Origin of the sequence: Herbaspirillum sp. (assembly GCF_035644555.1) — a bacterium.
GTDB lineage: Bacteria > Pseudomonadota > Gammaproteobacteria > Burkholderiales > Burkholderiaceae_D > Herbaspirillum.
Window position 1 is genome coordinate 90,608 of record NZ_DASQOH010000045.1, and the last position, 9,311, is coordinate 99,918.

Below are 9,311 nucleotides of genomic sequence, written 5' to 3' on the forward strand. Positions count from 1 at the left end.
CTGTCTCCTCTACTTTCCGGCCATGCCCGGCAGGCTGGTCTTGCGCTCCAGTATCCGCATCAGCGACATGACACTAATATTGATCAGCATATAGGCCAGCGTGACCGCGATGAATGCCTCATAAGGCTGGGCGGTGTAGTCCACCAGTTGGCGCCCTTGCGCGGCAAGCTCCAGCAGGCCAATGGTCGACGCCACGGCGGAATTCTTGAAGATGTTGAGGAATTCTGACGTCAGCGGTGGCAGTACGATGCGCATGGCCATCGGCAACAGCACGAACCGGTAGGTTTGCCCCAGTGTCAGGCCGAGCGCCAGACCAGCGCCTTTCTGGCCGCGCGGCAAGGATTCGATGCCCGAGCGCACCTGTTCGCAGACCCGGGCTGCCGTGAACATGCCAAGGCACAGCATCGCCATCAAGAACTGTTGCGTCATCGGCGGCAGCGCCTTGACTGCATCGCCCCAGGGCAGCAGTTCCGGCATGGCGAAATACCAGATGAAGATCTGCACCAGCAACGGCACATTGCGAAACAGCTCCACATAGCAGGCGGCAAAGCAGGATAAGGCACGGTTGGGCAATGTGCGCAGGATGCCGAGGAAGGTGCCCAGGGCCAGCGCCAAACCCCAGGCAGACAGGCCAAGCGCGACCGTTACCCCGAGGCCCGAAAGAAGCCAGTCCAGATAGGTCTGCCCGGCGCTGGGCGCCTGAAGGAATACTGACCATTGCCATTGATATGCCATCGTTACTTCCTTTTCCGGCGCTCAGGACGCCGCTTCAGCGAAGGGCAAGTCTGCCTCGCCCTGCCCTTCGGCACGCATGTCGAACGTGTTCAAGGTCATCGCCACCAGGGCGTAATAGCCCAGCAATCCCACCAGATTGACCACGACCGGCAAGCCGAACATCGCAACGGCGGTGGCATAGGTCGGCTCGGAAACACGCTTGTCGCGGTATAGCTCATTGGCGAAGGACCAGATTGCCCGTTCATCATCCTGGCGGAAATCCGGCGTCGCACCCTCACGGATCTGTTCTGCAATCTCCGGTGCAAGACCGGCTTCCAGGGCGATCGGCAGGTGGATATGCCATTCCGCCTGCGATCGCCATGCGGCTGCCGTCACCAGAATGGCCAGTTCCGACAATCGCAGCGGCAGGCCAGTCTGATAGCGACAGAACGCGCCCAGCCGCTGTGCCAGTTCGCCCAGTGCCGGACTATGGATCCAGGCCACAAAAGGACCGTTGAGGTTCTTGCGCGGTCCGGCAAGAATGGCCTCGAGCATGGCGGTCTGCTCCGGCGTCATCTGTTCATGGACAATGGGTGGCAGGCGGCTGGGCATGGTCATACGGTTCTCCTGAAGCATGGATGTGGTAATGGCCTGCCTCAATCCATCGGCTTGTCGCTGGGCGTCGCATACAACTTCGTGACGGTGTCCGACATCGGGAAGTTGAAGCTGACGTTCTTTGGTGGAATCGGGAAGGTGAACCACTTGGCGTACATCTTCTTGATCTCGCCGCTCTTCATCAGGCCAGACAAGGTGTCATCCACCAGCTGCTTGAATTGCGGATCATCACGGCGAACCATGAAGGCATACGGTTCCGCACCGAAGGGATTGCCGGTCAACACCCAGTCATTGGGCCTTTGAGCAGTGGTACGGGCGCCGGCCAGCAGTACATCGTCCATCACATAGGCGGCCACGCGCCCCGACTGCAGGATCAGGAAGGCCTCGCCGTAGTCCTTGGCGCTCTGGATCTGCATGCCCATCTTGCGGTGCTCATTGAGGTTGCGCAGCAGTTGCTCGGATGTGGTCCCGGCATTGGTCACCACCGCCTTGCCGGCCAGGTCGGGAAAGTCCTTGATGCCGCTGTCGCGCTTGGTCAGGATGCGGCTGCTCGCCACGAAGAAGTTGGTCGCGAAGGAAACCTGTTGCCAGCGATTCTTCAGATTGCTGGTCACGCCGCATTCGAGATCGATGGTGCCGTTCTGCAGCAGGGGTGTACGATTCTGCGAGGTTACCGGCACCATGCGCACATCCAGCCTAGTCGCGCCGATCCTGGCCTTGACCGCATCGATGACCTTGTTGCACAGGTCTTGCGAATAGCCGATCACCTGCTGATTTTCGTCGTAATAGGAAAACGGAATGGAGCTGGTGCGATGGCCGATGGCGATCAGGTTGGCATCCTTGATCTTTTGCAGGGTGGGACCCAATGCGGTATCTGCCGCACGGGCTTGCTGTGGCAGTACCACCAACAGCATGGACAGCATTGCGGCCGGTGCGGCCAGACTGACTAGGTGTTTCATCGTTACCCCTCCTCGTGGAAAATGTGGATCTGACCGGACTCAGCCGAGCGACGCAGTGACCGACTCGGAGAGCCGTTGCACGATCTCGCTGATATCGTTTGGCGTGGCGATGAACGGTGGTGCCAGCAGGATGTGGTCGCCGTTGCGGCCATCGATGGTGCCGCCCATCGGGTACACCAGCAGACCGCGCTTCATGGCTTCGGCCTTGACGCGGGCGTGGGTGCGCAAGCTCGGATCCAGCGGCAGCTTGCTGCGGCGATCGGCCACCAGCTCCACGCCAACGAACAGACCACGGCCACGGACATCGCCCACATGCGGCTGGTCATCAAACACCTGACGCAATTCGCTACGCAACTGCTCTCCGCGCTGGCGGACGTTGTCCAGCAGGCGCTCTTCCCGGATCGTTTTCTGTACAGCCAGGGCCCCGGCGCATGCCGTTGCATGACCGATGTAGGTATGGCCGTGCTGGAAGAATCCGGAGCCGCGCAACACCGCATCGTAGATGCGATCGCTGCAGATCATGGCGCCGATCGGCTGGTAGCCGGCACCCAGACCCTTGGCAATCACGACGATATCCGGTTCGACACCATCCTCTTCGCAAGCGAAGAGATAGCCGGTACGCCCCATGCCGGACATGACTTCATCCAGAATCAGCAAGACGCCATATCGGTCGCAGACCTCACGCATCTTGCGGAAGTAGTCGCCCACCGGCGGCACCGCACCGGCCGTTGCGCCGACCACCGTTTCGGCCACGAACGCGATCACCTGGTCGGCGCCGAGCGAGAGAATCTTCTGTTCCAGCTCATCGGCCAGGCGTTGCACATACTGCGCATCGCTTTCGCCGTCGGCACGGTCGCGATAGGCGTAGCACGGGGAAATGTGATGTGCATCGATCAGCAAGGGCATGAACATGTCGCGACGCCATGCGTTACCACCGATGGCCAGCGCACCCAACGTGTTGCCGTGATAGCTCTGCCGGCGCGCGATGATATGCCGGCGTTGTGGCTGCCCGATTTCGACGTAGTACTGGCGCGCCAGCTTCAACGCGGCCTCGACCGCTTCAGACCCGCCCGACACGAAATAGACATGATTGAGGGGGCCGGGCGCAGCATCGGCCAGCATCGCGGCCAGCTCTTCTGCCGGCGCCGTCGTGAAAAATGAGGTGTGGGCATATGCCAATTCAGCCACCTGAGCGCGAATGGCCTCGATCACGCGGGGGTGACCGTGTCCAAGACAGGACACCGCAGCACCACCGGAAGCATCGAGATAGCGCCTGCCATCCTGGTCGATCAGCGCCATCCCTTCGCCGGCGACGGCCACGGGAAGTTTGCTACGGGGATTGCGATGGAAAACATGGGTCATGGTGACAGTCCTTTTATCCTCTTCATGTGCAACAACATTCGGTGACAGGAAAACCAGAAATTCAACATTCGTTGCACAAACGATCTGAGGCGCAATATAAATGAACAAAAATAGTTATGCAACATATGTTGCATAACTATTTTTATTTGATTATTTTGGTGCGCAAGCAGCATGCTGTTGGTGCGTGAAATCGGCGCGAAGCACACCAATGGCGCACTTGCAGCGATGCCGCCGCGCAACATGCGGTCAAAAGCAAGAAGGGGAAATGCAGAGGTGCAGGCGCACGAAGCGCCTGACAAGAAGAGGAAGGATGTTTAACGGGCTATATAGGCGCCGGTACTGTGCAAGTCGCTTTCGGCCAGTTCCAGCCGGGTGACGGCGTGCTCATCGTCAATCGAAATCACCAGCTCTATCAGGCTTTCTGCAATGGCCGTGGCAGCCGCCATGGAGGGGAAGAAGGAGGGGCTTTCGTGAGAAAACAAGATGCAATGGTCGGCTTTGAGCGCGATCGGTGCGACCGCGCTGTCAGTCAATGCGATGAGCTTGGCGCCGGCCTGTTTGGCGGCTTCGGCCACGCGCACCGCCTCGGTCGAGTATGGGGCGAAACTGACGACTATTACCGCATCATGTGCCGCGATGGCGCGCAATTCCAACTCGATCGAGCCTTCGCTGCCCCGCACCAGCGATACCGACGTCCGGAACAGGCGATACAGGTAATGCAACAGGAAGGAAATGGAAAACGCGGCGCGAAAGCCGGCGATGTGGACGTGATGTGCCTTCAACAGTGCCCGAGCGGCGCCCAGCATGCGGTCGGCGCTCTTGGGCTCCGAGGCATCGAGGTTGGCGCGCTGCGCGGTAAACAGTTCTGCCACCAGCTTGTCGCTGTTGCTGCGACGGACTATGTTCTTGGCCTTGAACGCATAGGCCTTGGGTTCACCGGCCAGCCGCTCGACAAACAGCGCACGCAACTCCGCCCAGCCGGCAAAACCCAGATGCTGCGCGAGGCGCACAAACGTGGACGGCTGCACCTGGGCCTTGTGCGACAGGGCACGCATGGTCGAGACCGCCACTTCGCCGGGATTGTCCAGCAGGAAGGCCGCGCCGGCTTGAAACTGTGGCCGCAAATCGTTGAAGCGTTCCCGGATCAAGGCTTCCAGTTCACTGAAACTGCGGGGAGGATGTGCGACTTGGCTCATGGATGTGCGTTGGTACATTCGAATCCGGTCGATGGTAGCAAAGATCGCGTGTCCCCGTGCAACATCTGTTGCATCAACACGGGTTCGGGCTGCATTTCGGGTGACATCAGGCCGGTCGGCCCGCAGGCGTGACGTGGTCTGCGGCTTTCGCAGCCAACGTCAAGTGGTGGCGGAAGGATGGGGACCGCCAGAATACCGCTGAACCCGCAGACAAGTATGTGCACGCAGGAAACGGAAGCTTGCCCTGTGAGGCGATGATCGTAATATGCTGGTGATATCCGCCGACGGCTGCGCAGGTCTGCTTTGGATCATTCCGAAGGATGTCTGGCGAGAGCACACTCCAGATCGTGGCGAAACACTTCGACGCCATCCATCGAGCGGATCCCCTTTAACCTTTCTATCACCCTGAAAATGTCTCGACACCGCTTCGAAGAATTGATTTCCCATCTGAACCTTCAACCGCATCCGGAGGGAGGTTTCTATCGCGAGACCCATCGCAGCCAGGAGCGTGTGGAACGCTCGGCGGGCGGTTCGCCGCGCTCGGCGGCGACCGCAATCTATTACCTTCTCGGTGGCGAGGATAGGTCAACCTGGCACCGGATCGATTCAGAAGAGATGTGGCACTTCTATGGAGGTGACCCTCTGCACGTCCACGTCCTGCAGCCGCACGGGGCGCTTCAGACTTTCCGCCTGGGTAATCCGCTGGAGCATGACGGTGCCGATTTCCAGGCGCTGGTCCCGGCAGGCGCCTGGTTTGCGGCGGAGTGTACGGTTCAAGACGGTCACAGTCTGGTGGGCTGCACGGTGGCGCCAGGCTTCGAATTTGATGCGTTTGAAATCGCCCGGGCAGAGTTGCTGCTGGAAGATTGGCCGCTGCACCAGGAACTGATCAGACGGTTAGCACGGAAGTGACGGTCGCTTGGCAATGCGATGGGAATCTTCTTTCCACGATGCGCATATTGACTATAGGGTCTCTCGGCCGCGATCGGTGGACATGGACATTCTTGCGAGCAAATCTAGCCCTTCCGGCCAGGCACCTAGCTTGCTTTCCGCATTGATGTGCCCCTTCGCTCCAACCTCGACGAACTCGCTGCCCCAGGCATTGGCGCATTCTCGGCCGTGGTCCACGCTGCCGTAGGGATCGTCCGTGCTACAGACGACGACCGTCGGAAACCTTAATGGCACCAGAGGTATAGGTGCGAATCCATGCGCAGCGGTACGCGGAAATGAAGGTGCCGCTGGATCGGGAACTGCGACCAGCAAGGCGCCACCAATCTTCTTTTCCGAATGTGCAGCCCAATGTGCCACCGCTAGGCATCCAAGGCTATGTGCCACCAGCAGGGTGTTTGCAGGGGCATCGACAAGTTGTCGCTCCAGGGCAGATACCCAGTCGTCGCATTCCACTTCGTCCCAATTCTCGACGATGAGCCGCCGCCAATTCGGATACGAAGACTGCCATAAGCTCTGCCAGTGAGAGGGGCCAGAGTTGCCGATGCCGGGAACCACAAGGACGGAATGATGCATTTGCGAAATCTCCATTGATGAAACAGTGCTCATTGTATTGAGACCGGAACTAAGGCAACATCGGCATTCGAATGAATTGACGGCGTTGAACCGATGAATTGACGGAAGATGATGGACTCGACAAATGAAATTAAAGCGGAGGCATTAGACCGCCTGGACTGGCGCATATTGGAGGCCCTTCAACACGATGCGCGCATGAGCAATACGGAGCTGGGAAAGCAGATTGGTCTATCTCAACCAGCCATCACCGCCCGCATCAGGAAATTGGAAGACCGAGGTGTAATTGAAGGCTACACGGCAAGAATAAATCCCGGCCTGGTGGGCCACAATATCTCCGCAATGGTGCGGATTCGTACCACCCACGCGGAGATCAAGCGCTGCTTGTTGGCCTTCGAAGCGATGCCAGAGATTATTGAAGCACACCGCATAACTGGGGAAGATTGCTTCATTGTGCGTGTCGTCGTCGAGGAGATGGCGCAGCTGGAAGCTGCTATCGATGCGCTGGCACGATTTGGGCCAGTTACCACTTCAGTAATTCTGGCGAGTTACCCGTCGAAGGCGATCGTTCCAAGGGCTTGAATCACCTCTTCGATGAAGGTCTGTTGTGACTACGATCCTGGTCATCAGTAGATCGTCGTCCACGCTTTCAATATATCTAATCCTTGGATAGAAGCTGTTTTCCACCGAAGCCAGTCGATCCACCTCGGAGAAAAAATGCTTGAGTTACGCCCCAGCTGTGAATGCTGCGATAAGGACCTGCCTCCAGAATCAACTGAGGCAAGGATTTATTCCTGCGAGTGCAGCTTCTGTGCCAAATGCGCGGCGGACATACTGAAAAGCAAATTCCCTAATTGTGGCGGGGAACTCGTCGCATGCCCTCGAAGACCCTTGGAAAAGCTCGCGAACAGTCCTGCAACGACCAAGAGAGTATTCAGACAAAGCGGTTGCAAAGCGGCAGCTTAGAGGTATGCGTCAGGCTGCTGTCGGAAGGTTTTGGACGGTCGTGATCGTTCTTGACTTTTCAGCGCGGCAGCCTGCTCTGCTGAGCCCAACGGCCGAATTCGGCCAGAAGACGCCGTTATGTGTGTATGTCAATCCAGCGAAATCGTAAATGGACAATGCAAAGACCTGGGAAGCAGTTGCTTTAGAATTTGCCGCCGCTCGATCCTGTGTTGGGAGTGAGATCGTGCGGCAGTGGGCAAGCGGCCTTAGGCCGGGCAGTGAGGTGGTGGATATCGGTTGCGGATCAGGTGTGCCAATTTCTCAAGCGTTAATCAATGCCGGCTTTATTGTCTTTGGGATCGATGCCTCCCCGACACTTTTAGCGATGTTTTGCCAACGATTTCCCCAAGCGCGTGCCCGGTGTGAAACGGTTCAGAGCAGCACACTTTTTGACCGAAAGTTTGACGCCGTAGTCGCCGTCGGACTTCTTTTCCTTCTTTCTGCGAGTGATCAACGACGGATGATTGACAAGGTCGGACAAGCTCTTCGACCAGGTGGGCGCTTCTTATTTAGCGCCCCACGCACCCAATGCGAGTGGAGAGACATTCAAACAGGGCAGCTATCGTTATCACTAGGAGAAGTGGAGTACAGGCACATGCTGAATACCGCAGGTATGCTTCTTAGGAATGTGTATGTCGACAAGGGCGGTAACCACTATTTTGACGCCGTCGTCTTGACGCGTAGCTAAAAATGAGCTGCTCAAGATTTTCCGCTTTCGGCCAGCAACCGCCGTTATGTGCGCGCATGTCAAACCAGGGAAATCATCAATGGACAACGCAAAGATCTGGTAAGCAGTTGCCTCACCATGACGCCCCGGCCGGGCAGCCGCTAAATTAAATTCTCTGCTTCTAACGCTTTCTGAACGGCGGGCCGTTCACGCACTCGCTCATACCAGGCGCGTAAGTTGTCCAGATTGTCGAAATGGATATCCGCCTGGTAATAGGATTTCAGCCACGATGCCTGTCCCCAGCCGGTGAGCGCAAACAAATAAGCATCCGCCACGCTGAACGAATCACCCATCAAATAGAGCCGATCGGCAAGCTGCTCGTTTATCCATTCGTAACGTCTTTCCAGTTTTGGTTTTGCTGTCTCGAGATACTTGCCAGCCAGGCGGGCGTACAACAGTGGGATGTATCCCTTATGAATTTCTGAAGTGAGAAAGCTTAGCCACTCTTGCAACTGATACCGCTCGAATGTTCCGTTAGCGGGGACCAGCTTGCGCTCGGGTTTCAGGTCCGCAAGATATTGGACAATCGCCGGTCCCTCGCGTAATACCTTTCCTTTCTCGATCTCAAGAGCCGGGACGTAACCGAAGCTGTTTACGTCAAAGTAGTTGGCGTCGCTCTCCGTTTTATGCGTGGTGTAGTCGACCTTGATCAGCTCGACTTCGAGCCCCAGTTCATTGATGACGATATGTGGACACAAGGAGCAACTCGCCGGGATGTAGTACAGATTCATAAACACTCCTTTAATGCCGCCCAGACTGAGCGTGCTTCGGCATCTATTATAGGAAGTAGGTATAAAAATGATAGAAGGCACTATAATGTTATATAGGTACATTAAATATACTTACTAACACAAACATGAAGAAAACCGTTACGGGTTGTTCAGTGGAAGAGGCGATGCAGCTCCTGGGAGGAAGATGGCGGCTTCTGCTGGTGTCTTATCTGTTGGATGGCCCCAAGCGCTTCAATGAGTTGCGCCGGGATATTCCGAATATCTCGCAAAGGATGCTTACCCTGGACCTCAGGGCACTGGAAGAGGCGGAGCTTATAACGCGGACCGTTTATCCCTCTGTCCCGGTGAAAGTCGAATATGAGCTAACGGCCGAAGGCCAGAGGTTGATTCCTGTTGTGAATGTGATGAAAGAATTCGGGCTCTGGCTCAAAGAAAAAAAGGCTGGAAGCCAATAGCGACGTCAGATGTCCGCAATCGGCCA

General features: G+C 57.1%; 12 protein-coding genes. 5 read left to right on the top strand and 7 right to left on the bottom strand.

Going from position 1 to position 9,311, the window contains the following annotated elements:
- Positions 1-9 precede the first annotated feature (9 nt).
- The 5 genes from VE092_RS12035 to VE092_RS12055 form a co-directional block, all read right to left on the bottom strand.
- Entirely contained in the window at positions 10-735 is a 726-nt protein-coding gene (locus tag VE092_RS12035) for an amino acid ABC transporter permease (RefSeq protein WP_324877016.1), read from the bottom strand.
- Between the two features lie 21 nt (positions 736-756).
- Positions 757-1,326: a carboxymuconolactone decarboxylase family protein gene (locus VE092_RS12040; RefSeq protein ID WP_414653477.1), complete on the bottom strand. Its 570-nt coding sequence runs from the start codon at positions 1,324-1,326 to the stop codon at positions 757-759.
- A gap of 44 nt (positions 1,327-1,370) precedes the next feature.
- A complete protein-coding gene (locus tag VE092_RS12045) occupies positions 1,371-2,288 on the bottom strand; it encodes a transporter substrate-binding domain-containing protein (protein WP_414653474.1) in 918 nt (305 codons plus the stop codon).
- 39 nt (positions 2,289-2,327) lie between these two features.
- Positions 2,328-3,650, bottom strand: a complete 1,323-nt coding sequence (locus VE092_RS12050) for an aspartate aminotransferase family protein (protein ID WP_324877020.1) — start codon at positions 3,648-3,650, stop codon at positions 2,328-2,330.
- Between the two features lie 314 nt (positions 3,651-3,964).
- Positions 3,965-4,846, bottom strand: coding sequence for a MurR/RpiR family transcriptional regulator (locus VE092_RS12055; RefSeq protein WP_180669953.1), 882 nt, complete (start codon positions 4,844-4,846; stop codon positions 3,965-3,967).
- Positions 4,847-5,257: 411 nt separating this feature from the next.
- Between VE092_RS12055 and VE092_RS12060 the strand changes: the two genes are divergently transcribed.
- The gene (locus tag VE092_RS12060; protein WP_324877044.1) at positions 5,258-5,758 is read left to right on the top strand and encodes a cupin domain-containing protein; all 501 of its coding nucleotides are present in this window, start codon (positions 5,258-5,260) and stop codon (positions 5,756-5,758) included.
- A gap of 51 nt (positions 5,759-5,809) precedes the next feature.
- Here the strand turns inward: VE092_RS12060 and VE092_RS12065 are convergent, their stop codons facing one another.
- Entirely contained in the window at positions 5,810-6,385 is a 576-nt protein-coding gene (locus VE092_RS12065; protein ID WP_324877024.1) for an alpha/beta hydrolase, read from the bottom strand.
- 93 nt (positions 6,386-6,478) lie between these two features.
- Here VE092_RS12065 and VE092_RS12070 point away from each other — a divergent pair, with 93 nt between their 5' ends.
- The 3 genes from VE092_RS12070 (at position 6,479) to VE092_RS12080 (ending at position 8,060) form a co-directional block, all read left to right on the top strand.
- Entirely contained in the window at positions 6,479-6,949 is a 471-nt protein-coding gene (locus VE092_RS12070) for an Lrp/AsnC family transcriptional regulator (protein ID WP_324877026.1), read from the top strand.
- A 135-nt stretch (positions 6,950-7,084) separates the two neighbouring features.
- Complete coding sequence (locus tag VE092_RS12075) at positions 7,085-7,333, top strand: DUF1272 domain-containing protein (RefSeq protein ID WP_324877028.1); 249 nt, start codon at positions 7,085-7,087, stop codon at positions 7,331-7,333.
- 148 nt (positions 7,334-7,481) lie between these two features.
- The gene (locus VE092_RS12080; RefSeq protein WP_324877030.1) at positions 7,482-8,060 is read left to right on the top strand and encodes a class I SAM-dependent methyltransferase; all 579 of its coding nucleotides are present in this window, start codon (positions 7,482-7,484) and stop codon (positions 8,058-8,060) included.
- Positions 8,061-8,200: 140 nt separating this feature from the next.
- Here VE092_RS12080 and gstA read toward each other — a convergent pair whose 3' ends face one another.
- Positions 8,201-8,830 carry a glutathione transferase GstA gene (gene gstA / locus VE092_RS12085; protein WP_324877032.1) on the bottom strand — a complete coding sequence of 210 codons (630 nt, stop codon included), beginning with the start codon at positions 8,828-8,830 and terminating at the stop codon, positions 8,201-8,203.
- Between the two features lie 125 nt (positions 8,831-8,955).
- Here gstA and VE092_RS12090 point away from each other — a divergent pair, with 125 nt between their 5' ends.
- Positions 8,956-9,285, top strand: a complete 330-nt coding sequence (locus VE092_RS12090; protein ID WP_324877034.1) for a helix-turn-helix domain-containing protein — start codon at positions 8,956-8,958, stop codon at positions 9,283-9,285.
- Positions 9,286-9,311: the final 26 nt, after the last annotated feature.

Bases quoted from the DNA above. Each gene is read 5' to 3' on its own strand.
- VE092_RS12035 (WP_324877016.1), bottom strand. From the start codon at position 735: ATGGCATATCAATGGCAATGGTCAGTATTCCTTCAGGCGCCCAGCGCC.
- VE092_RS12040 (WP_414653477.1), bottom strand. From the start codon at position 1,326: ATGCCCAGCCGCCTGCCACCCATTGTCCATGAACAGATGACGCCGGAG.
- VE092_RS12045 (WP_414653474.1), bottom strand. From the start codon at position 2,288: ATGAAACACCTAGTCAGTCTGGCCGCACCGGCCGCAATGCTGTCCATG.
- VE092_RS12050 (WP_324877020.1), bottom strand. From the start codon at position 3,650: ATGACCCATGTTTTCCATCGCAATCCCCGTAGCAAACTTCCCGTGGCC.
- VE092_RS12055 (WP_180669953.1), bottom strand. From the start codon at position 4,846: ATGAGCCAAGTCGCACATCCTCCCCGCAGTTTCAGTGAACTGGAAGCC.
- VE092_RS12060 (WP_324877044.1), top strand. From the start codon at position 5,258: ATGTCTCGACACCGCTTCGAAGAATTGATTTCCCATCTGAACCTTCAA.
- VE092_RS12065 (WP_324877024.1), bottom strand. From the start codon at position 6,385: ATGGAGATTTCGCAAATGCATCATTCCGTCCTTGTGGTTCCCGGCATC.
- VE092_RS12070 (WP_324877026.1), top strand. From the start codon at position 6,479: ATGATGGACTCGACAAATGAAATTAAAGCGGAGGCATTAGACCGCCTG.
- VE092_RS12075 (WP_324877028.1), top strand. From the start codon at position 7,085: ATGCTTGAGTTACGCCCCAGCTGTGAATGCTGCGATAAGGACCTGCCT.
- VE092_RS12080 (WP_324877030.1), top strand. From the start codon at position 7,482: ATGGACAATGCAAAGACCTGGGAAGCAGTTGCTTTAGAATTTGCCGCC.
- gstA (WP_324877032.1), bottom strand. From the start codon at position 8,830: ATGAATCTGTACTACATCCCGGCGAGTTGCTCCTTGTGTCCACATATC.
- VE092_RS12090 (WP_324877034.1), top strand. From the start codon at position 8,956: ATGAAGAAAACCGTTACGGGTTGTTCAGTGGAAGAGGCGATGCAGCTC.